The sequence below is a fragment of the Pseudomonas sp. UFMG81 genome (assembly GCF_015354575.1).
Classification (GTDB): Bacteria; Pseudomonadota; Gammaproteobacteria; order Pseudomonadales; family Pseudomonadaceae; genus Aquipseudomonas.
This window is the reverse complement of sequence record NZ_JACAFQ010000052.1, coordinates 1-25,652: the sequence shown is the minus strand read 5'-3', so window position 1 is coordinate 25,652 and position 25,652 is coordinate 1. Positions and strand designations below refer to the sequence as shown.

At 62.8% G+C, this 25,652-nt stretch carries 21 protein-coding genes, 2 tRNA genes, 2 rRNA genes and 1 pseudogene; 10 read left to right on the top strand and 16 right to left on the bottom strand.

Annotated features, from left to right (window positions below):
* Positions 1 to 12: 12 nt before the first annotated feature.
* A complete protein-coding gene (locus IX761_RS25455; protein ID WP_228533983.1) occupies positions 13 to 2,040 on the top strand; it encodes a TonB-dependent receptor family protein in 2,028 nt (675 codons plus the stop codon).
* Positions 2,041 to 2,267: 227 nt separating this feature from the next.
* Here the strand turns inward: IX761_RS25455 and IX761_RS25450 are convergent, their stop codons facing one another.
* Positions 2,268 to 3,332, bottom strand: coding sequence for an AI-2E family transporter (locus tag IX761_RS25450; protein WP_194792249.1), 1,065 nt, complete (start codon positions 3,330 to 3,332; stop codon positions 2,268 to 2,270).
* 124 nt (positions 3,333 to 3,456) lie between these two features.
* Here IX761_RS25450 and yegQ point away from each other — a divergent pair, with 124 nt between their 5' ends.
* The 4 genes from yegQ (at position 3,457) to IX761_RS25430 (ending at position 6,845) form a co-directional block, all read left to right on the top strand.
* On the top strand, positions 3,457 to 4,791 hold the full coding sequence (gene yegQ, locus IX761_RS25445; RefSeq protein WP_194792248.1) for a tRNA 5-hydroxyuridine modification protein YegQ: 1,335 nt from the start codon (positions 3,457 to 3,459) through the stop codon (positions 4,789 to 4,791).
* Between the two features lie 114 nt (positions 4,792 to 4,905).
* Positions 4,906 to 5,334, top strand: a complete 429-nt coding sequence (locus tag IX761_RS25440; RefSeq protein ID WP_194792247.1) for a DUF411 domain-containing protein — start codon at positions 4,906 to 4,908, stop codon at positions 5,332 to 5,334.
* Positions 5,334 to 5,771 (top strand): YqaA family protein, encoded by a 438-nt coding sequence (locus IX761_RS25435; RefSeq protein WP_194792246.1) that lies wholly within the window; start codon positions 5,334 to 5,336, stop codon positions 5,769 to 5,771. The genes IX761_RS25440 and IX761_RS25435 overlap by 1 nt, the downstream gene beginning before the upstream one ends.
* Positions 5,772 to 5,846: 75 nt before the next feature.
* Positions 5,847 to 6,845, top strand: coding sequence for an alpha/beta fold hydrolase (locus tag IX761_RS25430; protein ID WP_194792245.1), 999 nt, complete (start codon positions 5,847 to 5,849; stop codon positions 6,843 to 6,845).
* A gap of 88 nt (positions 6,846 to 6,933) precedes the next feature.
* Here the strand turns inward: IX761_RS25430 and IX761_RS25425 are convergent, their stop codons facing one another.
* From IX761_RS25425 to IX761_RS25400, 6 genes are all read right to left on the bottom strand, one after another.
* On the bottom strand, positions 6,934 to 7,512 hold the full coding sequence (locus IX761_RS25425) for a DinB family protein (protein WP_194792244.1): 579 nt from the start codon (positions 7,510 to 7,512) through the stop codon (positions 6,934 to 6,936).
* Positions 7,513 to 7,523: 11 nt separating this feature from the next.
* Positions 7,524 to 8,624, bottom strand: coding sequence for a cell division protein ZapE (gene zapE / locus IX761_RS25420; RefSeq protein ID WP_194792243.1), 1,101 nt, complete (start codon positions 8,622 to 8,624; stop codon positions 7,524 to 7,526).
* Between the two features lie 244 nt (positions 8,625 to 8,868).
* A complete protein-coding gene (locus tag IX761_RS25415) occupies positions 8,869 to 10,017 on the bottom strand; it encodes a PQQ-dependent sugar dehydrogenase (protein ID WP_194792242.1) in 1,149 nt (382 codons plus the stop codon).
* A 21-nt stretch (positions 10,018 to 10,038) separates the two neighbouring features.
* The gene (locus IX761_RS25410; protein ID WP_194792241.1) at positions 10,039 to 10,359 is read right to left on the bottom strand and encodes a hypothetical protein; all 321 of its coding nucleotides are present in this window, start codon (positions 10,357 to 10,359) and stop codon (positions 10,039 to 10,041) included.
* Between the two features lie 203 nt (positions 10,360 to 10,562).
* On the bottom strand, positions 10,563 to 11,519 hold the full coding sequence (gene speB, locus IX761_RS25405) for an agmatinase (RefSeq protein WP_194792240.1): 957 nt from the start codon (positions 11,517 to 11,519) through the stop codon (positions 10,563 to 10,565).
* 25 nt (positions 11,520 to 11,544) lie between these two features.
* Positions 11,545 to 12,624: a polyamine ABC transporter substrate-binding protein gene (locus IX761_RS25400; protein WP_194792239.1), complete on the bottom strand. Its 1,080-nt coding sequence runs from the start codon at positions 12,622 to 12,624 to the stop codon at positions 11,545 to 11,547.
* A 102-nt stretch (positions 12,625 to 12,726) separates the two neighbouring features.
* Between IX761_RS25400 and IX761_RS25395 the strand changes: the two genes are divergently transcribed.
* On the top strand, positions 12,727 to 13,617 hold the full coding sequence (locus tag IX761_RS25395) for a LysR family transcriptional regulator (RefSeq protein WP_194792238.1): 891 nt from the start codon (positions 12,727 to 12,729) through the stop codon (positions 13,615 to 13,617).
* A gap of 234 nt (positions 13,618 to 13,851) precedes the next feature.
* On the opposite strand, the gene IX761_RS25390 is transcribed toward IX761_RS25395, so the two are convergent.
* The 3 genes and pseudogenes from IX761_RS25390 to IX761_RS25380 form a co-directional block, all read right to left on the bottom strand.
* Entirely contained in the window at positions 13,852 to 16,269 is a 2,418-nt protein-coding gene (locus IX761_RS25390) for a TonB-dependent siderophore receptor (RefSeq protein WP_194792237.1), read from the bottom strand.
* A gap of 119 nt (positions 16,270 to 16,388) precedes the next feature.
* Positions 16,389 to 17,267 carry a FecR family protein gene (locus IX761_RS25385; protein ID WP_323744616.1) on the bottom strand — a complete coding sequence of 293 codons (879 nt, stop codon included), beginning with the start codon at positions 17,265 to 17,267 and terminating at the stop codon, positions 16,389 to 16,391.
* Positions 17,268 to 17,271: 4 nt separating this feature from the next.
* Positions 17,272 to 17,778 (bottom strand): annotated as a pseudogene (locus tag IX761_RS25380) (RNA polymerase sigma factor); the annotation flags it as partial.
* Positions 17,779 to 17,905: 127 nt separating this feature from the next.
* Between IX761_RS25380 and IX761_RS25375 the strand changes: the two are divergent.
* Both IX761_RS25375 and IX761_RS25370 read left to right on the top strand, forming a co-directional pair.
* The gene (locus tag IX761_RS25375) at positions 17,906 to 18,385 is read left to right on the top strand and encodes an LEA type 2 family protein (protein WP_416366817.1); all 480 of its coding nucleotides are present in this window, start codon (positions 17,906 to 17,908) and stop codon (positions 18,383 to 18,385) included.
* 28 nt (positions 18,386 to 18,413) lie between these two features.
* Positions 18,414 to 18,974 carry a GNAT family N-acetyltransferase gene (locus IX761_RS25370; RefSeq protein ID WP_194792233.1) on the top strand — a complete coding sequence of 187 codons (561 nt, stop codon included), beginning with the start codon at positions 18,414 to 18,416 and terminating at the stop codon, positions 18,972 to 18,974.
* A gap of 13 nt (positions 18,975 to 18,987) precedes the next feature.
* On the opposite strand, the gene IX761_RS25365 is transcribed toward IX761_RS25370, so the two are convergent.
* Entirely contained in the window at positions 18,988 to 19,251 is a 264-nt protein-coding gene (locus tag IX761_RS25365; protein ID WP_194792232.1) for a hypothetical protein, read from the bottom strand.
* Between the two features lie 129 nt (positions 19,252 to 19,380).
* Between IX761_RS25365 and IX761_RS25360 the strand changes: the two genes are divergently transcribed.
* Positions 19,381 to 19,701, top strand: a complete 321-nt coding sequence (locus IX761_RS25360) for a DUF883 family protein (protein ID WP_194792231.1) — start codon at positions 19,381 to 19,383, stop codon at positions 19,699 to 19,701.
* Positions 19,702 to 19,709: 8 nt separating this feature from the next.
* Here IX761_RS25360 and IX761_RS25355 read toward each other — a convergent pair whose 3' ends face one another.
* Positions 19,710 to 20,327 (bottom strand): tRNA-(ms[2]io[6]A)-hydroxylase, encoded by a 618-nt coding sequence (locus tag IX761_RS25355; protein ID WP_194792230.1) that lies wholly within the window; start codon positions 20,325 to 20,327, stop codon positions 19,710 to 19,712.
* Between the two features lie 157 nt (positions 20,328 to 20,484).
* Here IX761_RS25355 and IX761_RS25350 point away from each other — a divergent pair, with 157 nt between their 5' ends.
* Positions 20,485 to 21,348: a universal stress protein gene (locus IX761_RS25350; protein WP_194792229.1), complete on the top strand. Its 864-nt coding sequence runs from the start codon at positions 20,485 to 20,487 to the stop codon at positions 21,346 to 21,348.
* Between the two features lie 154 nt (positions 21,349 to 21,502).
* Here IX761_RS25350 and IX761_RS25345 read toward each other — a convergent pair.
* The 4 genes from IX761_RS25345 to IX761_RS25330 all read right to left on the bottom strand — a co-directional run.
* Positions 21,503 to 24,395: ribosomal RNA gene (locus tag IX761_RS25345) — 23S ribosomal RNA — on the bottom strand.
* Positions 24,396 to 25,141: 746 nt separating this feature from the next.
* A tRNA-Ala gene (locus IX761_RS25340) sits at positions 25,142 to 25,217 on the bottom strand.
* Between the two features lie 25 nt (positions 25,218 to 25,242).
* Positions 25,243 to 25,319, bottom strand: a tRNA-Ile gene (locus tag IX761_RS25335).
* An 86-nt stretch (positions 25,320 to 25,405) separates the two neighbouring features.
* Positions 25,406 to 25,652 (bottom strand): 16S ribosomal RNA (locus IX761_RS25330); the annotation flags it as partial.

Below are 25,652 nucleotides of genomic sequence, written 5' to 3'. Positions count from 1 at the left end.
CTCCCCTACTCCCTGCTGGCCCTGTTCGTCGCTGGCACCACCCAAGCCGCCAACCGCATCGAGCTCGACCAGGTGCTGATCCAGGATCAGCAGCAATCCGAACTGGAAGCCGCCGCCGAGCGCCTGCACGAGATCCCCGGCGCCAGCAACCTGGTGGACATGGACAAGGTGGGTCAGGGCCGGGTGGCCAGCAACCAGGACGTGCTGGCCTACCAGCCGGGCGTGTTCGCCCAGTCGGCGGGTAACGACGGCATCAAGCTGTCGATCCGTGGTTCGGGCATCAACCGTGCGCCGGGCGCCCACGGCTCTGGCGTGTACACGATGTTTGACGGCCTGCCGCTGACCGGCCCGGGTGGCACGCCTTACGAGCTGTTCGAGCCGCTGTGGCTGAGCCGCGCCGAAGTGCTGCGCGGCGCCAACGGTTTCGACCAGGGTTCGCTGGCCCTGGGGGGTGCGATCAACTACGTCACCCACACCGGTTACGATGCCGCGCCCTTGCAGGTGCGCTACGAGGCCGGCAGCCGTGGCTACCAGCACCGCCACATCAGCAGCGGCCAGGTGCTGGGCAACCTTGACTACTACGTGGCCCTGACCGACTCGGAATACGACGGCTACCAGGACCACAGCAGCGGCAGCGCGAAGGGCATCGCCGCCAACATCGGCTACCGCTTCAACCCGAACCTGGAGACGCGCTTCTACCTGCGCTACCGCGAGACCGAGAACGACCTGGCCGGGCGCCTGACCAAGGACCAGATCAAGCACGATCCGCGCGCCGCCAACGCCGCCTACCTGGCCCGCGACGACAGCCGCCCGCAACCGGGCAGCACCTGGGTGGGCAACAAGACCACCTTCTTCCTCGACGACGACTCGCGCCTGGAAGCGGGGCTGGTCTACCACGACTACCCGATGGACCTGCGCGAAGGCCCGATGCGCCTGAAGGTTGCCTACACCGATGTCAGCGGCACCCTGAACTATATCCGGCGCGACACCCTGTTCGGCCACGAGAGCAAGACCACCGTCGGCTGGCGCACCACCAAGCACCTGCCCAACAGCGGCGCCTCGCAGTTCGCCCGTAGCGGCGGCGACAACTTCGGCGCCCGCAGCCGCGATTTCAGCTACCAGGGCTCGGACACCGTGCTGCATGCGGGCAACGACCTGGAGCTGATCCCCGACCTGTGGCTGACCACGGGCCTGGCGATGATCTATACCCGGCGCGAGAGCGACGTGAGCTACCCGGCCACAGGCGGCAAGGTCAGCCAGCACGACTGGGACTATGCACCACGGGTGGGCCTGCGCTACGACATCCGCCCGGACCTGCAGGTATACGGCAACCTCAGCCGTTCGGTCGAGCCACCGCACCCGTGGTCGCTGATCTGGAGTTCGACATCGGCCACCCAACCGATCGAGATGCAGAACCAGACCGCCACCACCCTGGAACTCGGTGCCCGCGGTGATTCGGCGCTGGGGCGCTGGGACCTGGCCTGGTACTACGCGCAGGTGCGCCATGAGCTATTGGCCGTGGAGATCGTGCCGGGCCTGCCGGCCAAGGAGTTCAACGCCAGCGCCACCGTGCACCAGGGCGTCGAGGCCGGCCTGGACAGCACCCTCTGGGAGCGACCCGGTACCGGCACGCTGAGCCTGCGCCAGGCCTACACCTTCAGCGACTTCCACTACCGCGATGACGACCGCTTCGGCGACAACCGCCTGCCTGGCATCCCCATGCACTACTACCAGGCCGAACTGCGCTACGACTGGCCAGCGGGCTTCTACGCGGGGGTGAACACGCAGATGGCCTCCAAGGTGCAGGTGGACTATGCCAACAGCTACCACGCCGACGCCTACGCCCTGCTCGGCGCGCGGCTGGGCTGGGACTCGCCCAAGCGCGACTGGCAGACCTGGCTGGACCTGCGCAACCTGACCAACAAGCGCTATGCGGCGACGGTGACGCCGGGGTATGACGATGCTGGCAAGGACATCGCCCGCTCGACGCCTGGGGAAGGGTTTGGAGCGTATGTGGGGGTTTCCTACAGTTTCCGCTGATCCGGGAACTCCGACGCCTTCTGTAGGAGCGGCCTTGTGCCGCGAAAGGGCCGCAGAGCGGCCCCGGCGATCTTGGGCGTACTCGAGAACCTGGGGGGCGCTGCGCACCCCTTTCGCGACACAAGGCCGCTCCTACAGAACAGCAGAACAGGACAGTTGCCCCCACAGGTTCAACACATCACCGTAGGAGCCGGCTTGTCGTGGCGACGAACCGCAGCAGCCCCCTTTTACGACGGCAACTGGACCTGCGGCTTGGTCGAGACGAAGATCGCCCAGCTGGACACGAACAACGCCGCGATCAACGGCCCGATCACGAAGCCATTGAGCCCGAACACCGCCAGCCCGCCCAGCGTGGACACCAGCACCAGGTAGTCCGGCATGCGCGTATCCTTGCCCACCAGGATCGGCCGCAGCAGGTTGTCCACCAGGCCGATCACCAGCACCCCGAACGCAGTCAGCACAATGCCCTGCCAGGTCGCCCCGGTGAGGATGAAGTACGCCGCCACCGGCGCCCAGACGATCCCCGCGCCCACCGCCGGCAACAACGACAGGAACGCCATCAGCACCGCCCAGACCAGCGCGCTGGGGATGTCCAGCACCCAGAAGATGAGGCCGCCCAACGCGCCCTGAGTGATCGCCACCAGCAGGTTGCCCTTGACCGTGGCCCGCACCACGCGCTTGAACTTCAGTTGCAGGCGGCGCTTCTGCTGTTCGGGCAGCGGTACCGCCTGGCGGATCCGGCGTGCCACCTCGGCGCCCTCGCGCAGGAAGAAATACAAGAGGTAGAGCATGATGCCGAAGCTCACCAGGAACTCGAAGGTACCCTGGCCAAAGCTGAACGCCTGGCCTGCCAGGTACTGGCTGCCCTGGGTCGCCCACTTGGTGATCTTGTCGCGCAGGCCGTCGAGGTTGCCCATGCCCATGCGGTCCAGGCCATGCTGGGCGTAGGCCGGCAGCATGTCCTTGCCGCGTTCGATGTAGCCGGCGATATCCAGCTGGCCGCTCTCGATGCGCTGGTACAACGCCGCGCCCTCCTGCACCAGCAGCATGCTGATGATGATCACCGGCAACACCGCGACCAGCAGGCACACGGCCAGGGCCACCGCGGTGGCCAGGTTGCGCCGCCCCCCCAGGCGCAGCAGCAGGCGACGCTGCAACGGGGCGAAGAGGATACCCAGGATCACCGCCCAGAAGATCGCGCCGAAATACGGCAGGAGGATCCAGATGAAGGCGATGGTCACCAGCGCCAACAGTGCGGTCAGGGCCTTGTTCTGCAACACGGTTTCGTTCATGGGCGTTCCTCAGGGGCTCAACACTTTAGTGCGCGGCACAATGGCAAAAGTGCCGTTGACCCAGATCAATACCCGCGTCACGCCATGGCCGTAGCATCCGCGCCTTTTGCCCCCGGTGCGCACCATGACCTCCTCCGCCAAGCCCGAACTGCTCGCCCCTGCCGGCACCCTCAAGAGCATGCGCTACGCCTTCGCCTATGGCGCCGATGCAGTCTACGCCGGGCAGCCGCGCTACAGCCTGCGGGTGCGCAACAACGAGTTCGACCATGCCAACCTGGCCCTGGGCATCCAGGAGGCCCACGCCCTGGGCAAGCGCTTCTACGTGGTGGTCAACATCGCCCCGCACAACGCCAAGCTCAAGACCTTCCTCAAGGACCTGGCACCGGTGGTCGCGATGGGCCCGGATGCGCTGATCATGTCCGACCCGGGGCTGATCATGCTGGTACGCCAACACTTCCCGCAGATGGCCATCCACCTTTCGGTGCAGGCCAACACCGTGAACTGGGCCAGCGTGCAGTTCTGGCAGCAGATGGGGCTGACGCGGGTAATCCTGTCGCGGGAGCTGTCGCTGGAGGAGATCGAGGAGATCCGCCAGCAAGTACCGGCAATGGAGCTGGAGGTGTTCGTGCATGGCGCGCTGTGCATGGCCTATTCCGGGCGCTGCCTGCTCTCCGGCTACCTGAACAAACGCGATGCCAACCAGGGCACCTGCACCAATGCCTGCCGCTGGAAGTACGAGGCGACACCCGCCACCGAGAACGCCACCGGCGATATCGTCCGTGAATACGAGCCCACGCTGGGTATCGGCGCGCCCACCGAGCAGCTGTTCCTGCTTCAGGAGAGCAACCGCCCGGGTGAAGCCATGCCCGCCTTCGAGGACGAGCACGGCACCTACATCATGAACGCCAAGGACCTGCGCGCCATCCAGCACGTCGAACGCCTGGCGCGCATGGGCGTGCACTCGCTGAAGATCGAGGGCCGCACCAAATCGCACTTCTACTGCGCGCGCGCCGTGCAGTCGTACCGCCAGGCCATCGACGACGCGGTGGCCGGGCGGCCGTTCGACCGCGGCCTGATGGACAACCTCGAATCCCTCGCCCAGCGCGGCTACACCGAGGGCTTCCTGCGCCGCCACGTGCACGACGAGTACCAGAACTACCAGCGTGGCAACTCGGTGTCCGAGCGCCAGCAGTTCGTTGGCGAACTGACCGGTGTGCGGGTGGAGGGCCTGGCCGAGGTGAAGGTGAAGAACCGCTTCGCGCTGGGCGACCACCTGGAGCTGATGACCCCGCGCGGCAACTACCACTTCGACCTGCACCGCCTGTGCGACCGCCAGCAACGGGCTATCGAGGTGGCGCCGGGCGATGGCCATGTGGTGTACTTGCCCATCCCCGAGCAGGTGTCGCTGGAGTACGGCCTGCTGATGCGCGACCTGGACAGCGGCCAGGCCACTGCCTGACAGATTTGTAATCCTGGCTTCAGGTAGCTGACAGGCCCAGGCTGCGACCATCGCGGGGCCAGCCCGCTGCCATGGCGGCTGAACTATCGTGTCTTGTTCCACAGGAGTGTCCCCATGCTGCGCAAACCGTTGCTCACCCTCGGCCTGCTGGCCATCACCGGCCTGGCCCAGGCGGCGCAAACCATCGATGTGTACCGCGACCCCAACTGCGGTTGCTGCAAGGCATGGATCGAACACCTGAGCGACAATGGTTTTACCGTCGTCGACCACGTCGAGCCGAACATGAGCGCGGTCAAGCAGCGCCTGGGCGTGGAACCGCGCCTGGCGTCGTGCCACACCGGGGTGATCGACGGCAAGTTCGTCGAAGGCCATGTACCGGCCGAGCAGGTGCGCCTGCTGGCCAAGCGCGACGACCTCCAGGGCCTGGCCGTGCCCGGCATGCCCGTGGGCTCGCCTGGCATGGAAATGGGTGAGCGCAAGGACGCCTACCAGGTCATCGGCGTGACCCGCAATGGCCAGGACACCGTGGTCGCCAACTACTGATGCTCAGCCTCTGGGCGCTGTTCCTCAGCGCCTTCGGTGCCGCCACGCTACTGCCGTTGCAATCGGAAGCCGTACTGGTCGGGTTGCTGCTGCGCCAGCCCGAGGCCTGGGCCACCCTGCTGCTGGTCGCCACCCTGGGCAATGTGCTGGGTTCCATCGTCAACTGGGGGCTGGGCCGAGCCATCGAGCACCTGCGCGAGCGGCGCTGGTTCCCCTTCAGCACCAGCCAGCTCGAACGCGCGCAGCAGCGCTATCAGCGCTGGGGGCAGTGGTCGCTGCTGTTGAGCTGGATGCCAGTGATCGGCGACCCGCTCACCCTGATCGCCGGGATCATGCGTGAACCCTTCTGGCGCTTCCTGCTGCTGGTCACCCTGGCCAAGGGCGGGCGTTACATCGTGGTGGCGATGATCACCCTGGGCTGGTTTCACACCGGGTAACACCTTTCACGATTGGTGCGGGCCTCTCACTGCTACAGTCGCCGTTTCCTACATGGCCCGACACGGAGTGCCCCCATGCTGCGCGTAACCGCCCTGGCGTTGAGCTGCCTCGCTGCAGGCAGCGCCTTCGCCGCTGAATCGCCCACCTATGGCAAGCAGCTCGAAGGCTTCGCCTACCCGTACCCGCTGCAACACTTCGACTTCCAGTCCCAGGGCCAGGCCCTGCAGATGGGCTATATGGATGTGCCCGCCAAGGGCAAGGCCAATGGCCACAGCGTGCTGCTGATGCATGGCAAGAACTTCTGCGCCGCTACCTGGGAAACCACCCTCGATGCCCTGAGCCAGGCCGGCTACCGGGTGATCGCGGCGGACCAGGTCGGGTTCTGCACCTCCAGCAAGCCGGCGCAGTACCAGTACAGCTTCCAGCAACTGGCGGACAACACCCACGCATTGCTGGCGAAGCTTGGGGTCGACAAGGCCATCGTCGTCGGCCATTCCACCGGTGGCATGCTCGCCACCCGCTACGCGCTGATGTACCCGCAACAGGTGGAGCGCCTGGCCATGGTCAACCCCATCGGCCTGGAAGACTGGAAAGCCCTTGGCGTGCCCTACCGCACGGTCGACCAGTGGTACGCCCGCGAACTCAAGCTCGACGCCGAGGGCGTGCGCAACTACGAGCGCATCACCTATTACGCCGGGCGCTGGAAGCCCGAGTACGAACGCTGGGTGCAGATGCTGGTGGGGTTGAACAAGGGCCCGGGGCACGAGGCGGTGGCGTGGAACTCGGCACTGATCTACGACATGATCTACACCCAGCCGGTGGTGCATGAGTTCAAGGATCTGCAAATGCCGACGCTGTTGTTGATCGGTGACCAGGACACCACGGCGATCGGCAGCGATATCGCCTCGCCCGAGGTCAAGGCGACCCTGGGCAAGTACAAGGAACTGGGGCCACGGGTGGCGAAGATGATGCCCCAGGGCGAGCTGGTAACGTTCGAGGGGTTGGGGCATGCGCCGCAGATCGAGGCGCCAGGCAAGTTCCACCACGCCTTGATTGGATGGTTGAAGCCATAACCCGATCGCGGGGCAAGCCCGCTCCCACAAACGACCTGAAACGCGGCAGGTTGTGGGAGCGGGCTTGCCCCGCGATTGATACGGTGCTCTATCGCCAGATCTGCCCTTCGCTCCAACCCAATTCGGCGAAATCATCGGCCCGCAAATCGGCCTCCTCCTCGCAGAAAAATTCATCCAGCTGCGGCGGTTTCACCGCCGTGTCACTGAGCATCGCGTGAACCTGCCCACGATGGTGGATCTGGTGCTCGAACAGGTGCGCCAGCAAGCGCAGCCGCTGCTCGCGCTGCACCCGGTCAGGGCGCACGATGCTCACGTATCGCCCCAGCTGGTCGTCGCTCAACTTCAGGCAATAGGCGATCAACCGCTGATCGGCCTGGGCCTGCTGCCCGTGCAGGTCGGTGCAGGTGGCGTACGGCTGTTCGGGCTGGAAGAAGCGTTCGCCGTCCGGGTCGGGGGCTTCGCCACGCTGTTCGCACTCCAGCGCATCGAGGTAGAACCAATCCACCGTCAGCAGGTGGTTGAGGGTGGCCTTGATCGAGGGGAAGAAGCTGCAACGGGGGGCGACGAACTCGTCCTGGGTCAGTTGCAGGCAGGCCTTGTACAGGCGGTGGTTGGCCCAGCCATTGTTGTAGGCCTGGGTCAGCAGGTGATGCGACAGCGGCTGCATGGTCGGCTCCTTCAGGCGAAGCGTTGCAGTTGCATCTCCCGTAGCCGGCTCAGGGTGCGCTGGTACGGGAACGCCAGATACCCTTGAGTGTAGAGCGCATCCAAGGGAACTTCGGCCTCCAGGTACAGCGCTACCCGGCGGTCGTAGCATTCATCCACCAGGGCGATGAAGCGCCGCACGCTTTCATCCTTGGGCGCCAGAGTCGGTAACTGGCGGTCACCGGCCTCCACCCGCGCGGCACCATCCTCGGTGCCACGGGCGATGCGCCCGGGCTGCGGCACACCGCTGAGGGCCGGGATCTCGCTGAGCAGAATCGCCGGGAAGCGATCGCACAGGGCCATGAAGTCCATCGCCGCCAACGGCTGCTCGCACAGGTCGGCGAAGCGGCACCAGAGCACGTGCGCGTTATGGCGCACCGTGCTGATCTGCCGGGTGCCGACCTGCACCGCCTGATCGCTGCCACCCGCCCCCAGGCTCAACTGGCTAAACACCGCGTCCAGTGCGCTCGGCTGCCCCGCTTCGGCAACCCAGTAGCGCTGGCGTTGTGCGCCCGGGTGCAGGCGGTGGTCCTGCTCCCCGGCTACCGCCAATACGTGCATGTGCCGCTCGATGGCGGCGATGGCGGGCAAGAAGCGCTCGCGGTTGAAACCGTCGCAATAGAGCTGGCCCGGAGGCTGGTTGGAGGTGGCGACGATGGTCACGCCGTGGTCGAACAGCACCTGGAACAGACGGCCCAGGATGATCGCATCGCCGATATCGCTGACGAACAGTTCGTCGAAGCACAGCACCCGGATGTCCTCGGCCAGCCCGCTGGCCAGGGCCTTGAGCGGGTCTGCAGTGCCGTTGAGCTGGAACAGCCGCTGGTGGACCCAGGCCATGAAATGGTGGAAGTGTTGCCGCCGGGCCGGGACCTCCAAGCAGCGGTGGAACAGGTCCATCAGCCAGGTCTTGCCACGGCCGACCGGGCCCCAGAGGTACAGGCCCTGAGTGGGTCGGCCCTGGCGCAGGGCGTCGAAGCAGGCTTGCAACGCGCTGACAGCGGCTGCTTGGGCGGTGTCGGGGACGAAGCCGCGCTCACTGAGGGCTTGCTGGTAGAGCGATTCAGGAGTCATGCGAGGCATGGTACGTCAGTTTCGGCTCCATCGCTGCGGTTCGTCGTCACGACAAGCCAGCGCCCACCTGGGTTCCATAGACGCTGTAGGAGCGGCCTCGTGCCGCGAAAGGGCTGCACAGCAGCCCCAGGATTTATGGTTGGCGCAAGATTGCTGGGGCTGCTTTGCAGCCCTTTCGCGGCACAAGGCCGCTCCTACAGAAAAGCTGCGTAAGACAGCTGCTCCCACAAGCTCGCAAGAACGATCAGCCTTCCTTCAGCCCCACCTTCAACACCGCGCCATCCTTGTCATCGGTCAGCACGTAGAGGTAGCCATCCGGCCCCACCCGTACGTCGCGGATGCGCGCTTTCAGCTCGCCGAGCAAGCGTTCTTCATGCACCACCTTGTCGCCCTTGAGCTGCAGGCGAATCAGCTCCTGGGTGGCCAGCGCGCCGATGAACAGGTTGTGGTCCCAGGCCTTGAACGTCGGGCTGTCGTAGAACGCCATGCCACTGATGCCCGGCGACTTTTCCCATACATGATGCGGGTCGACCATGCCGTCGACATGCTTGCCCTTGGCCTCGGGGATCGGCAGCAGCGAGTAGTTGATGCCGTGGGTGGCGATCGGCCAACCGTAGTTCTTGCCGGGCGCGGGGATGTTGATTTCGTCGCCGCCGCGCGGGCCGTGCTCGTGGGTCCACAGCTTGCCGGTCCAGGGGTTGAGCGCCGCCCCTTGCTGGTTGCGGTGGCCGAACGACCAGATCTCTGGGCGCACCTTGTCGCGACCGACGAAGGGGTTGTCCTTGGGTATTTCGCCGTCGGGCAGGATGCGCACGATCTTGCCTTGCAGTTTGTCGAGGTCTTGCGCGGTGGGGCGTTGGTTGTTCTCGCCCAGGGCGATGAACAGGTAGCCGTCGCGGTCGAACACCAGGCGCGAGCCGAAGTGATTGCCCACCGATAATTTTGGCTGCTGGCGGAAGATCACCGTGAAGTGCTCCAGCCGCGCCCGGTCTTGCGACAGCTGGCCACGGCCAACTGCGGTGCCAGCCTTGCCGTCGCTGCCTTCTTCGGCATACGACAGGTACACCGTATTGTCCTTGGCGAACTCGGGCGACAGCACCACGTCGAGCAAGCCGCCCTGCCCTTCGGCCCAGACCTTGGGCACGCCGGACAGCGGTGGGCCGACCTTGCCTTCGGCGTTGACGATGCGCAGGTTGCCCGGGCGCTCGGTCACCAGCATGTCCTTGCCGCCCGGCAGGAAGGCCAGCGCCCAAGGGTTGCGCAGGCCGTCAGCGACGGTGCTGACGGTCAGCTGGCCTTCTTCACTGGCGAACTGCCGCTCGGCGGCGGCGTGGGCCAGCAGGGGAAACAGGCTGGCGGCGGCCAGGGTGGCCAACCAGGTGCGTGGCGTCATGCTCGGGTCCTTCGAGTGGGCTCAGGGCACGCGTAGCGAATCGCGCGATGGCCGGGTGGGTTCCAGATGCGGCGCCTGTTGCTCGCGGCGCAGGTTGTCGCCATTGCCGATGCCGCGGTTGTCGAGGGTCGGCGGGCGTGGGTTGGGTTGCGTGGAGGGGCCGCGCACGGGGGGCGTGGCGGGCACGCTGCCCTGGCGGCTGTTGGGGTTGGCGCGCATGATCGGGCTGTTGTAGGGGTTGTTGACGTCGTTGGCGGCCAGGTTCAACGGCGCGACAGGAGCGGCCTGCACGGGCAGGCCCAGCAACAGGCCGAGGGCCAGGGTTGGCAGTGTGGGATTCATGCTTCACCTCCGGTACGAAAAGGCGCGCTCCAGGGTTGGATAGCCTACGGCGCGCAGGGTTCGACACAAAAGCGTGAATGCGGGTCGAGTTGATTCGTGATGTTTCAGTATGGTCCTTCCAACGCATCGCGGGGCAAGCCCGCTCCCACGTCTGAAGGCGATATCGTGGGAGCGGGCTTGCCCCGCGATCGCCTAGCGTGGATTCAGTCCACCTTGTGCCGCGCCGCATACAGGCACAGCATTTCCATCGCCAGGGTTGCCCCGGCCAGGGCGGTGATATCGGCATGGTCATAGGCTGGCGCCACTTCCACCAGGTCCATGCCCACCAGGTTGATCCCGCGCAGCCCACCGAGAATTTCCAGCGCCTGCACCGTGCTCAGGCCGCCACAGACCGGGGTGCCGGTGCCGGGCGCGTAGGCGGGGTCCAGGCAGTCGATGTCGAAGGTCAGGTACACCGGCATGTCCCCTACCCGCTGGCGAATCGCCGCGATGATCGCCTCGGTTCCCTGGCGATGCACCTGGCGGGCATCGAGGATGGTGAAGCCTTGGCTGTCGTCATTGGTGGTGCGCAGGCCAATCTGCACCGAGCGCGCCGGGTCCACCAGCCCTTCACGAGCGGCGTGCCAGAACATGGTGCCGTGGTCGATGCGCTTGCCCTCCTCGTCTGGCCAGGTGTCGCTGTGGGCGTCGAAGTGGATCAGCGCCAGCGGGCCATGCCGACGGGCGTGGGCCTTGAGCAGCGGGTAGCTGATGAAATGGTCGCCGCCCAGCGTGAGCATGGCGCAACCGGCGTCGAGGATGCGTTCGGCATGGGCTTCGATACTGTCGGGCACCGACTCAGGCGTGCCGCTGTCGAAGGCGCAATCGCCATAGTCGATCACCGCCAGGTGGTCGAACGGGTCGAACGCCCACGGCCAATGCCGGGCCCAGGCCTGCTGCACCGAGGCAGCGCGGATCGCCCGCGGCCCAAAGCGCGCCCCCGGGCGGTTGCTGGTGGCAGTGTCGAACGGCACACCGCTGACCACCACGTCGACGCCGCGCAGGTCGCGGCTGTAGCGGCGCCGGGAAAAGCTGGTGATGCCGGCGTAGGTGCTCTCGGCGGCGGTGCCGTAGAGGCTGTCGCGGGTGATGGCCTGGTCGTTGTCCTGGGCGAGATCCACGGTTTGTCTCCTTGGTTTTTCGTTGTTATTGGCGGCTGCGGAAGGCGGTCCACAGGCGGTTGCGCTGGCGCAGGTCGGACAACGCCATGCTGCGGTCGGCGAACAGGCGCTGGCGCACCTCGGCCGGGGGGTAGATGTCCGGGTCGTTGCGGATCGCTTCGTCCACCAGTGGCGTGGCGGCCTGGTTGGCGTTGGCGAAGAACAGCGTGTTGGTCAGCGCCGCTACCGATTCCGGTTGCAGCATGAAGGCGATGAACGCCCGGGCGGCCTCGGGGTGCGGGGCATCCTTGGGGATCACCAGGTTGTCCTGCCACACCAGGGTGCCTTCGCGGGGGATGCGGTAGATCAGCTCGAACGGCTTGCCGGCGCGGCGGGCCTGGTCGGCGGCGGTGGCGGCGTCGCCGTTGTAGGTCAGCGCCAGGCACACGCTGCCGTTGGCCAGGTCGTTGATCTGGCGGCCGTTGGCCACATAGCTGACCGAGGGCTGCAACTGCTTCAACAGGGCCTGGGCGGCATCCAGGTCTTTCTTGTCCTGGCTGTAGGGGTCCTTGCCCAGGTAATTGAGGGTGAGGCCGATCACCTCCTGCGGCGAGTCGAGCATGGCGATCCCGCAGTCTTTGAGGCGGCTGGCGTACTCGGGCTTGAACAGCAGGTCCAGGCTGTCCAGCGGCACATCACCCAGGCGCTGGCGCACGGCTTCGACATTGATCCCCAGGCCCAGAGTGCCCCAGGTGTAGGGCACGGCATGGCGGTTGCCCGGGTCGGCTTCGGCCAGTTTACTCAGCAGGTCCTTGTCGAGGTTGGCGTAGCCCGGCATCGACTGCGCATCCAGCGGTTGCAGTGCGCCGGCCTGCAGCGCACGGGCCAGCACGGTGGCCGACGGCACCACCACGTCGTAACCGCTGCGGCCGGTGAGCAGCTTGGTTTCCAGCACTTCGGTGGTGTCAAAGGTGTCATAGCGGACTTTGTAACCGGTCTCCTGCTCGAAGCGTTGCAGGGTTTGCGGGGCGACATAGTCGGCCCAGCTGTAGAGGTTGACGACCTTCTCTTCGGCCTGCAGCGGCAGGGCGATCAGCAGGGACAGCAAGCACAGCGTTCGACGCATGGCGGGCACCTCGGCGAATGGGTGGATGCCGCCAGCATGCCTGCCGGGTTACATTGCAAAAATGGCAACTGTGTAAAGCTGACATTCACCAGGAGCAATGTGATGCTCGGACAACTCCACGACCCGGACCTGCACCTGCTGCGGCTGTTCGTCACTGTAGTCGAGGCCGGTGGCTTCAGTGCGGCCCAGGGCGTGCTTGGGCTCAGCCAACCGAGCATCAGCCAGCAGATGGCCAAGCTGGAGACGCGCCTGGGCTATCGCCTGTGCAGCCGGGGCAAGGGCGGCTTTCGCCTGACCGAGAAAGGCGAGCTGCTGTTGCAGGCAAGCCGCGCCCTGCTGCTGCAGATCGAGCAGTTCCGTCAACAGGCCAATGGCGTGGCCGGGCGCTTGCTGGGCAGCGTGCGCATCGGCCTTGCCGAGAACCAGGACAGCAGCGTGACCCTGCGCATCGCCCAGGCCATCGCGCGCTTTCGCCAGCGCGACGAGGCGGTGCAACTGGAGTTGATCAGCGCACCGCCAGCGGAGCTCGAACGGCTGTTGCTGGAACAACGGCTGGATTGTGCGATCAGCTATTTTTCGGGCAACCAGGCGGCGTTCGACTATCAGCCGCTGTTTGATGAGCGCCAACGTTTGTACTGTGGCCTGGGCCACCGGTTGTTCGAGGCGGTCGTGGTCAATCGTGAGCAGCTGCTCGACGCCGACCAGGTCCGCCACCCCTATCGCTTCGTCAAGCAAGGTGAGCCCTTCCACAGCCGCCACAGCATGGCCCTGTCCGAACAGATCGAAAGCACCCTGACACTGATCCTGTCGGGGCGGCACATCGGTTACCTGCCCTGCCACTACGCAGCGCCGTGGGAGGCACAGGGGTTGTTGCGGGCGTTGGATCCGGCGTTGGATTTCGTCGTGCCGTTTACCTTGGCGCGGCATCGCGGACAACAGCCGGGGGAGGCACAACGGGCATTCGTGGAGGATGTGCTGGGGGCGTTCGATTGAGAGTGGTTCGCCGGCAAGCCGGCGCCTACGGGGAGGTGCGCTCACGCGAAGGAGCATCTGTCATGCGCAGGCTTTTTGTAGGAGCGGCCTTGTGCCGCGAAAGGGCCGCAAAGCGGCCCCAGCAATTGATTGTGCGACACAAAAGAATGGAGCTGCTCTGCAGCCCTTTCGCGCCACAAGCCCGCTCCTACAGGGGGGCGTGCTACCGGGTGGGGCTTGCCGGCGAACGGGTGATCAGTACGCCAAGGCCCAGGTCAGGGTATAGGTGCGCCCGCGCCCTTGGTAGTCATACAGATACGCTGGCCCGTAGGTCGGCGAGTAGAACAGCGTCGCCCGCTGGCCCCACACCGTACTGTATTGCTTGTCGAACAGGTTCTGGATGCCGGCGCTGAAGGTGCCGAACCCGGTGGCCTGGCTGCCCAGCAGGTCGAAGGTGGTGTAGCCGTCGATCTGGTGCTGGGCGTCGTCCTTGAGGGTGATGGCGTGGTTGGCCTGCAACCGCGCGCTGCGCCCGTCGCCTTTCCAGCCGACGAAGGCGGTGGCCTTGGACAGCGAGGCATAGCGCGCGTCGCGCTTGACCCAGTCGCCATCGGCGGCCTCTTCTTCGGAGCGCACCAAGTGCAGGGTGCCGCCCGTTTCCCAGCCATTCTGGAAGTAACGGGTCAGCGCGCTTTCAAAACCGTAGTCGCGACGCTTCTGGTCATCGACATTGATGGTCAAGGTGCTGCTGTCGACGCTGATGACCTTGTCCGACCAGGTGTAGTAGAGCGCCGCCTGGGCGTTCCAATCGAGGTCGGCGTAACGCCAGCCCATCTCCACCTGGCGGCTCTTGATCCCGGCCAGCGGGTTGTCGGCCACCGACAGGCCGGGCTTGCCATAGTACTTGGCCGGGTCGGGCAGTTCGAAGCCCTCGCCGTAGTTGGTCCACAGCTGGTGGCCGTTCTTGAAGTCGTAGATCGCCCCCAGGTTGTACAGGTTCACCTGGTAGTCGTTGCTGCCGCCGGGGACGTTCTTGAAGTCGCTGACATCGACGTCCATCAGCTGGCGCCGAGCGCCGCCGGAGAGCGTGAGGTTGTCGGTGAGGTGCCAGTCCAGCTGGGTGTAGAACGAAACGCCATCGACCCGGTAGCTGGGGTAGCGCGCCGCCTTGCTCGCTTCGTCCAGCTCCAGGCCGCCACTGGCGGACGAGGTGCGGGCATCGAAGGTGGTCTGTTCGGCGTTGAAGCGCTCGCGGTCGAGGTCGACGCCGTAGGTGAGCTTGAGGGTATCCCACTGCTTGGCGAACAGCGCCTTCAAGCTGGTGACCTCGAAGTTCTGCTGCGAGCCCGCGAAGTACACGCCGCGCGAGCCGGTGGGCTTGCCGGTGTTGTAGTAGGGGAATGGATAGAAGTTGTCATCTTCCTTGCGGTACGAAGCCTGCAGGTAGAAGTCCTGGCCCAGCACATCGCTATGGTGGTAGTTGGCATTGAGCAGCAGGCGCCGGGTGCGCGGTTGCAGGTCGGACGAGTAGCCACCACGCAGTTCGGCATCCTCCAGGTCGGAGGGTGCGTTGTACTTCAGGTTGGGGAAGTAGATGCCGGTGCTGCCGTGGTTGCCGGAGTCGTAGTACTGGGCCAGCAGGTCCAGGCTCTGCTCATCGCTGAGGGTAAGGCCGAGGGTGCCGAGGATGTCGAGGCTGCGGTTGTATTGCAGGTCGGTCTGGGTGTTGTCGATGAAAATCTGCTCGCCGGCACCGTCATAGAACGCTTCGTTCTGTTCGCCGGAAACGCCCAGCCGGGCATTCACCCGCTCGTTGCCGCCGCTGATCGATTGGGCGACACGGGTGGCCAGGTCGTCACTGTTGTTGAAGCCGCTGCTGGCGCCCAGTTGCGTCTCGAAACGCAGCGGCCCGGGCTCGCCCTTCTTGGTGACGATATTGATGATGCCGCCGGTGGCGCCGCCACCGTATAGGGCGCTGGCGCCGGACAGCACCTCGACGCGCTCGACGTTGAACGGCGAGATGCTGTCGAACTGGCGCGACAGGCCCCGGGAGCTGTTCTGGCTGACGCCGTCGATCATCACCAGCACATCGCGGCCGCGCATGTTCTGGCCATAGTTGGTGCGGCCTTCCGGGGCTAGGTCGAGGCCCGGCACCAGCTTGCCAATGGCCTCCTTGAGGCTGACACCGCTGTCGATCTGCTCGCGCAGCTGCTGCTGGTCGACCACCCAGACGGTGCCGGGGATTTCGCTGATCGCGGTGCTGGTGCGCGCGGCCACGCTGACCTCGATGGGCTTGAGGCTGACGCTCTGGGGCGCGGCCTTGCGCAGGGTGACCGTACGTGTGTCGTTGAACCGGTAGCTCACACCGCTGCCGGCGAGCAACTGCTGCAACGCCTGTTCGAGGCTGTAGCCGCCCTTGAGCGCCGGGCTTTGCAGGCCGGCGACATCGTCGGTGGTGTACAGCAGGTGCAGCCCCGCCTGGTCGGCGAACTGGGTCAGGGCCTGGTCCAGCGGCTGGGCCGGCAGGTCGAGCTGTACCTCTCGGGCCTGGACGTTACTGCCGGGCGTTGCGGTGGCGGCGGCGACGAGCAGCGGGCCGGCCAGGGTGGCCAGGGCGGTGCAGGACAGCAAGGCATGTTTGAAGCGGTGCGAACGGGTTGGCGTAGCCTTCACGAATGAGCTTCCAGACAGTCGTAAGTGGGAATGGGTGGCTGATCAGTGCCACTACGACGATCTGGCTTGGATGAACTTGCAGTACGAAATGAAAAAAATTTCGATTTACTTTAACGGGGTCAATAAACCACGGCCAGGAAAGGCAGGTAGGTGACCTTCAGGCCATAGCGCTGCTCGAGGGTGCGCAGCAGCGCATGGGGATCGTCGAGGTCGAACACGCCACTGACTTCAAGGGCCGCCAGCTTGTGATCGGGCACCAGGATGCGCCCGCGCTGGTAGCGCTCGAGCTCAGCCAGCACCTGGCCTAGCGGCTTGCCGTTGAAGATCAGCTTGCCCCGCTGCCAGGCGGTCTGGGTGCGCGCATCCGCGCTGGGTTGCAGGGGCTGCTCGCCAACCCGTGCTTCACCTTCGGCCAACAGCACGCGGTCGCCCTCGGCTTGGCGACGTACGCTGAATACTGCCGCACTGCTGGTCACCGGGGCGCCGCCGGCCTCGACCACGAAGGGGCGGGGATCATCGACGGTCTCGAACAGGGCTTCACCGGCCTCCAGCACCACCTTGCGCTGGTCGGCGCTGAACGCCACCGACAGGGCACTGCCGGTGTTGAGGGTCACTCGTGAACCATCGGCGAGGGTAAGGCTCTGCCGCTGGCCAACGCTGGTGTGGTAGTCCGAACGCCATACCGGCACCTGCTGCCAGGCGCCGTAGCCGGCCATAAGCATGGCCAGCGAGGCGGCGATCGCCGAGAGCCTGCGCCACGTGCGCGGTGCCGCAGGCGGCGACAGCGTTTGAGCGGTAGGTGTGTGCCCGAGGTCCTGCCACAGTGCCTCGGCTTCGCGCGCCGCTTCGGCATGGGCGCTGCTCAGTTGGCACCAGCGCTGGTAGCGTGCCTGGTCAGCGGCAGTGGCAGTGCCCGAATGCAGCAACACCTGCCAGTCGAGGGCATCGTCGGAAAGGTTGCTGAGTGGGTGAGGTACGGGCATGGCGGCGTCAGTCATGGTTGTGCTTGAGCCAGTCGCGACAGTGGCGCAGGGCCTGGCCGATGTATTTTGCCACCATGCTCTCGGAAACGCCCAGCCGTTGTGCGATCTGCGCCTGGGTCAGGCCTTCGATGCGGTTGAGCAGCAGCGCCTGGCGTGCATTGTCAGAGAGCTGCAACAACGCCTGGTCGAGTATCTGCAAGCGCTCACGGGCAAGCAACGCCGCCTCCGGCGCGGGCGCCGGGCAGGCGACCTCCCCTGCCCCATCGCTGTCGTCGTGGCTGGCGGCCAGGCGCTGCTCGCGCCGCTGGGCATCGATGGCCAGGTTGCCGGCAACACGAAAGATGAAACTGCGGGCATGCAGCACCTGGACGGCCTGCTCGTCGATCTTGACCAGCTTGAGGTAGGTTTCCTGGGCCACGTCGGCGGCGCGCTGGCGGTCGCGCATGCGCCGGGTCAGGAACTGCAGCAGGTCGTCGTAGTGCTCCTGGAAACTTGCCAGCAGCCCAGACACGGGAGACGTCAGCATCGGTAGGTGAAAAGCCGTCGGGAAGGATTATCGGGCGTTAATGAGAAACAGTATCTTTCATAACGGACCGTACTTTCAACGCCGCCGTGCTTTTGCCACACTGCAGGCTCGACCATAAGCCGAGGCTATGAACGCCATGCTTGTCCGCTGCTGCCTGATCCTGCTGTTGGCCTTTGGCCTCAATGCCTGCGCGCTGCTGCAAGGCCGCGACCCATTGAACATCAGTGTGATCGGCATCGATCCACTGCCCGGCCAGGACCTGGAACTGCGCATGGCGGTGAAGATCCGCGTGCAGAACCCCAATGAAACGCCGGTCGACTTCAATGGCGTTGCGCTCAACCTGGAAGTCAACGACCAGCCCCTGGCGGCTGGCGTAAGTGACCAACGTGGGCATATCGGCCGTTACGACGAAGCCGTGATCGTGGTGCCAGTGAGCGTCACCGCTTTCGCCTTTCTGCGCCAGGCCTACGGCCTGAGCCGGGTAGACTCGCTGCAAGGGCTGCCCTATGTGCTGCGCGGTAAACTGGCTGGCGGCCCGTTGGGCACCGTGCGTTTCACCGACAAGGGCAAACTGGACCTGCCTGCTGCCACGGCAGCCGGCTGGTAAACATCCTGGATGGGTAAAGGACCTACCAATGGCTTCTACGCCTGAACTGAAAACCGCCCGGCTGCTGCTGCGCCCCTTGCAACTGAGCGACGCCGAGGCCATCCAGCAACTGTTCCCGCACTGGGAAGTGGTGCGCTACCTGAATGCCCTGGTGCCGTGGCCGTACCCGGAGGATGGAGCGTTGCGCTACCTGCGCGATGTTTGCCTGCCGGCGATCGCTGCCGGGCGTGAGTGGCATTGGTCGATCCGCCTGCTCGAACGCCCTCAGCAGATGATCGGCAGCATCAGCCTGATGGACCTGCCCGACAACAACCGCGGTTTCTGGCTGGCGCCTGCGATGCAGGGCCAGGGCTACATGACCGAGGCCTGCGCGGTGGTTGACGCATTCTGGTTCAACACCTTGCAGCGCGAGGTCATGCGCGTGCCCAAGGCAGCGCCCAACGAAGCGTCCAGGCGTGTTTCCCAGCGCGGTGGCATGCGCTTGCTGCGCACGGGGCAAGGCCACTTCGTGAGCGGTTGCCTGGCGCAGGAGCTGTGGGAGATCACTCGGCAGGAATGGCTCGACCTGGCGGGCACAGGTGCTGGCTGAGTACGGACCTGACTCAGCGGCCAGCGTTGGCGGCGGCCATCAGCTTGTTGACTTCGCTGCGCACCAATTGGGTGAACTCGGGCGGTGTCATGCCATCCAGTTCGGCACGTACCCACTCCGCCCACTTGCCTTTGCGTCGCGGCTTTTCTGCAATCAGCCGCCCCGCTTCACCCTTGGCCTTGCCCAGGTTGCTCTGCCAGTACTCGTACAACCGCGCCTTCTCAGCCTCGATCTGCGCGCGCTCTGCGAAGCTCATGTTGGCCAGATTGAAACTCATGGGTGATACCTGCCGCTGGAAAATGGCCGCTATCTTACACTGTAGCGACGCCACCCCGGTAAGCCGCTGCAACTTTCCCGGCACCACGGCATCCACTGTTCAACTCCCACCCTCCACGAGGACGTGTACATGGCCAGGAAATCCACCGTTCAGAACGACAGTGACCAGATCAAGGACCAGGTGTTCAGTGAATTGCAGGTGTTGATCGAGGAGTCGGAAAAGTTGCTCAGCGACAGCGCCTCGCTGGTCGGCGAAGAGGCCGAAGGATTACGCGCACAACTGGGGCTCAAGCTGCGCCAAGCCCGTGATGCCACCAGCCGCCTGGGCCAGAAGGCGCAGCCGGTGGTCGATGCCACCGAGCAGTACCTTGGCGGTCACCCCTGGCAGACGGTGGCGGTTTCGGCAGGTTTCGGGCTGGTGGTGGGCCTGTTGCTGGGGCGTCGTCAGTAGCCTGGCGATCAGGCCGCGTGGGCCATGGGGATGCCGCTGTGGAAGCGCATCTCCTGGTCTGGCGAGGTGATGAGTTCGGCTTCGGCTTCGCGTACTTGCTCGACCACCCGGGCGATCTCCGCCTCATCGCCATATACATGGGCCAGCTTCAGGTAGCCTTGGTAGTGTCGCGCTTCGCTCTTGAGCAGGCCGTGGTAGAACGTGCCGAGCTCATCGTCCAGGTGCGGCACCAGCGCGGCGAAACGCTCACAGCTACGCGCCTCGATGAAAGCACCTACTACCAACGTATCCACCAGTTTGACGGGCTCATGGGCGCGCACCAAGCGTCGCAGGCCCGAGGCATAACGCCCCGCCGACACCGGGCGCAGGGGTACGCCGCGGCGCTTCATCAGGCGCAATACCTGCTCGTGGTGCACCAGTTCCTCACGGGCCAGGCGCGACATCATGTTGATCAGGTCAAGGTGCGTGTTGTACTTGGCGATCAGGCTCAGCGCCGTGCTGGCGGCCTTGAATTCGCAGTTCTTGTGATCGATCAGCAGGGTTTCCTGGTCAGCCAGCGCCGCCTCGATCCAGGCATCTGGGGTGCGGCAACCGAGGAAGGCGTCGATTTCAGGAATCTGGGACATAACACTCACAATCAAGAAGGATAGCGACAGGACCGGCGATTATACCGGCGGCGGCGGGGAGTGCCAGTGACTATGCTTGATGCACATCAAACGGCGGTACGAGGGGCGCCGTCTATAGTCAGGCATTGGCCGCCACCTTTGAAGGGAGTTCACGCCCATGCAAGCCGTCCGCAGCATCCTTGTCGTCCTCGACCCCGAGCATGCCCATAGCCGCGCCCTGACCCGCGCCAAATTGATCGCAGGCGTGACCGGTGCTCGCCTGCACTTGCTGATGTGCGACAAGAAGCATGACCACAGTGCGTTGCTCAGCCTGCTCAGCAGCCAGTTGCATGACGATGGGTACGACAACGTTTCCCATGAGCAGAACTGGCATGAGAGTCTGCACGAGTCGATCATCGCCGTGCAGCAGGCAGAGGGTTGCGAACTGGTGATCAAGGAACACCGGCCGGACAATCCGCTGAAAAAGGCGCTGCTCACACCCAGTGACTGGAAACTGTTGCGCCAGTGCCCGAGCGCGGTGCTGATGGTCAAGAGTGAGCGGCCCTGGATGGGTGGCAAGATCCTGGCTGCTGTGGATGTAGGCAATCAGGACGAGGATCATCGCCGTTTGCATACCAGCATCATCGACCATGGGTATTCGATCGCCGGCTTGGCCAAGGGTGAACTGCATGTGATCAGCGCGCACCCCTCGCCCATGCTGTCGGCGTCGGATCCGGTGTACCAGCTTACCGAGACCATCGAGCAGCGCTATCGCGAGGCCTGCAAAGCGTTCCAGGCCGAGTTTGATATCAGCGAGGATCGCCTGCACATCGCCGAGGGGCCGGCAGATGTGTTGATCCCCTATACCGAGAAAAAGCTTGATGCGGTGGTGACTATAATCGGCACCGTGGCGCGCACTGGGATTTCCGGAGCGCTTATCGGAAATACGTCGGAAGTGGTGCTGGATTCGCTGGAGGGGGACGTGCTCGTGCTCAAAAGTGAAGAGGCCACGGTGCATCTGGCTGAACTGGCGCGCGGTTGAAGGCTGGCTCCTACCGGAGGGTAAGATTTTTACCGCGCAAAGACAAAACCCCTACCTGCATGCGCAGATAGGGGTTTTGCGAAATGAATCTTGACGATGACCTACTCTCACATGGGGAAACCCCACACTACCATGCAAATTGCTTGGGTGTTATATGGTCAAGCCTCACGGGCAATTAGTATTGGTTAGCTCAACGCCTCACAGCGCTTACACACCCAACCTATCAACGTCGTAGTCTTCGACGGCCCTTTAGGGGATTCAAGATCCCAGTGAGATCTCATCTTGAGGCAAGTTTCCCGCTTAGATGCTTTCAGCGGTTATCTCTTCCGAACATAGCTACCCGGCAATGCCACTGGCGTGACAACCGGAACACCAGAGGTTCGTCCACTCCGGTCCTCTCGTACTAGGAGCAGCCCCTCTCAAATCTCAAACGTCCACGGCAGATAGGGACCGAACTGTCTCACGACGTTCTAAACCCAGCTCGCGTACCACTTTAAATGGCGAACAGCCATACCCTTGGGACCGGCTTCAGCCCCAGGATGTGATGAGCCGACATCGAGGTGCCAAACACCGCCGTCGATATGAACTCTTGGGCGGTATCAGCCTGTTATCCCCGGAGTACCTTTTATCCGTTGAGCGATGGCCCTTCCATACAGAACCACCGGATCACTAAGACCTACTTTCGTACCTGCTCGACGTGTGTGTCTCGCAGTCAAGCGCGCTTTTGCCTTTATACTCTACGACCGATTTCCGACCGGTCTGAGCGCACCTTCGTACTCCTCCGTTACTCTTTGGGAGGAGACCGCCCCAGTCAAACTACCCACCATACACTGTCCTCGATCCGGATAACGGACCTGAGTTAGAACCTCAAGGTTGCCAGGGTGGTATTTCAAGGATGGCTCCATGAGAACTGGCGTCCCCACTTCAAAGCCTCCCACCTATCCTACACAAGCAAGCTCAAAGTCCAGTGCAAAGCTATAGTAAAGGTTCACGGGGTCTTTCCGTCTAGCCGCGGATACACTGCATCTTCACAGCGATTTCAATTTCACTGAGTCTCGGGTGGAGACAGCGCCGCCATCGTTACGCCATTCGTGCAGGTCGGAACTTACCCGACAAGGAATTTCGCTACCTTAGGACCGTTATAGTTACGGCCGCCGTTTACCGGGGCTTCGATCAAGAGCTTCGCTTGCGCTAACCCCATCAATTAACCTTCCGGCACCGGGCAGGCGTCACACCCTATACGTCCACTTTCGTGTTTGCAGAGTGCTGTGTTTTTAATAAACAGTCGCAGCGGCCTGGTATCTTCGACCGGCATGGGCTTACGGAGCAAGTCCTTCACCCTCGCCGGCGCACCTTCTCCCGAAGTTACGGTGCCATTTTGCCTAGTTCCTTCACCCGAGTTCTCTCAAGCGCCTTGGTATTCTCTACCTAACCACCTGTGTCGGTTTGGGGTACGGTTCCCAGTTATCTGAAGCTTAGGAGCTTTTCTTGGAAGCATGGCATCAACCACTTCGCGCTCTANTGAGCACTCGTCATCAGCTCTCGGCCTTGANATCCCGGATTTGCCTAAGATNTCAGCCTACCACCTTAAACTTGGACAACCAACGCCAAGCTGGCCTAGCCTTCTCCGTCCCTCCATCGCAATAACTGGAAGTACAGGAATATTAACCTGTTTTCCATCGACTACGCTTTTCAGCCTCGCCTTAGGGACCGACTAACCCTGCGTCGATTAACGTTGCGCAGGAAACCTTGGTCTTTCGGCGTGCGAGTTTTTCACTCGCATTGTCGTTACTCATGTCAGCATTCGCACTTCTGATACCTCCAGCAAGCTTCTCAACTCACCTTCACAGGCTTACAGAACGCTCCTCTACCGCATCACCAAAGGTGATACCCGTAGCTTCGGTGCATGGTTTGAGCCCCGTTACATCTTCCGCGCAGGCCGACTCGACTAGTGAGCTATTACGCTTTCTTTAAAGGGTGGCTGCTTCTAAGCCAACCTCCTAGCTGTCTAAGCCTTCCCACATCGTTTCCCACTTAACCATGACTTTGGGACCTTAGCTGACGGTCTGGGTTGTTTCCCTTTTCACGACGGACGTTAGCACCCGCCGTGTGTCTCCCATGCTCGGCACTTGTAGGTATTCGGAGTTTGCATCGGTTTGGTAAGTCGGGATGACCCCCTAGCCGAAACAGTGCTCTACCCCCTACAGTGATACATGAGGCGCTACCTAAATAGCTTTCGAGGAGAACCAGCTATCTCCGAGCTTGATTAGCCTTTCACTCCGATCCACAGGTCATCCGCTAACTTTTCAACGGTAGTCGGTTCGGTCCTCCAGTCAGTGTTACCTAACCTTCAACCTGCCCATGGATAGATCGCCCGGTTTCGGGTCTATACCCAGCGACTAAAGCGCCCTATTAAGACTCGCTTTCGCTACGCCTCCCCTATTCGGTTAAGCTCGCCACTGAATATAAGTCGCTGACCCATTATACAAAAGGTACGCAGTCACCTAACAAAGTAGGCTCCCACTGCTTGTACGCATACGGTTTCAGGTTCTATTTCACTCCCCTCTCCGGGGTTCTTTTCGCCTTTCCCTCACGGTACTGGTTCACTATCGGTCAGTCAGTAGTATTTAGCCTTGGAGGATGGTCCCCCCATGTTCAGACAAAGTTTCTCGTGCTCCGTCCTACTCGATTTCATTGATAAGAGATTTTCGTGTACGGGGCTATCACCCACTATGGCCGCACTTTCCAGAGCGTTCCACTAATCTCAAACCAACTTAAGGGCTGGTCCCCGTTCGCTCGCCACTACTAAGGGAATCTCGGTTGATTTCTTTTCCTCAGGGTACTTAGATGTTTCAGTTCCCCTGGTTCGCCTCTTGCACCTATGTATTCAGTACAAGATACTCAGCTTGTGCTGAGTGGGTTCCCCCATTCAGAGATCTCTGGATCACAGTCTGTTTGCCGACTCCCCAAAGCTTATCGCAGGCTACCACGTCTTTCATCGCCTCTGACTGCCAAGGCATCCACCGTATGCGCTTCTTCACTTGACCATATAACCCCAAGCAATCTGGTTATACTGTGAAGACGACATTCGCCGAAAATTCGCATTTCGCTCATTGCTGAGCAGAACTCACAAATTTTACCTTAGCCTGATCCACCAGCAGTGAAACTGGTGTTCAGTCTATTTCTATCACATATCCGAATTTTTAAAGAACGATCTGACAAAAGTCAGAAATCAACATTCATCNCAGAGCGTTCCACTAATCTCAAACCAACTTAAGGGCTGGTCCCCGTTCGCTCGCCACTACTAAGGGAATCTCGGTTGATTTCTTTTCCTCAGGGTACTTAGATGTTTCAGTTCCCCTGGTTCGCCTCTTGCACCTATGTATTCAGTACAAGATACTCAGCTTNTGCTGAGTGGGTTCCCCCATTCAGAGATCTCTGGATCACAGTCTGTTTGCCGACTCCCCAAAGCTTATCGCAGGCTACCACGTCTTTCATCGCCTCTGACTGCCAAGGCATCCACCGTATGCGCTTCTTCACTTGACCATATAACCCCAAGCAATCTGGTTATACTGTGAAGACGACATTCGCCGAAAATTCGCATTTCGCTCATTGCTGAGCAGAACTCACAAATTTTACCTTAGCCTGATCCACCAGCAGTGAAACTGGTGTTCAGTCTATTTCTATCACATATCCGAATTTTTAAAGAACGATCTGACAAAAGTCAGAAATCAACATTCATCNACGAATGTTCATTTCTAAGTTCTGAGCAGTGCTGCGAAACCTGAAAGAGTGGTGGAGCCAAGCGGGATCGAACCGCTGACCTCCTGCGTGCAAGGCAGGCGCTCTCCCAGCTGAGCTATGGCCCCGTATTCTTAGGCCGCACCAAGTAATTGGTAGGTCTGGGCAGATTTGAACTGCCGACCTCACCCTTATCAGGGGTGCGCTCTAACCAACTGAGCTACAGACCTATAACAGGGTCGCGTTACAGCATCGTCTTTACACAATGAATCAAGCAATTCGTGTGGNAGCTCATCAGCAGGCTGATGTCGTCGATTAAGGAGGTGATCCAGCCGCAGGTTCCCCTACGGCTACCTTGTTACGACTTCACCCCAGTCATGAATCACACCGTGGTAACCGTCCTCCCGAAGGTTAGACTAGCTACTTCTGGTGCAACCCACTCCCATGGTGTGACGGGCGGTGTGTACAAGGCCCGGGAACGTATTCACCGCGACATTCTGATTCGCGATTACTAGCGATTCCGACTTCACGCAGTCGAGTTGCAGACTGCGATCCGGACTACG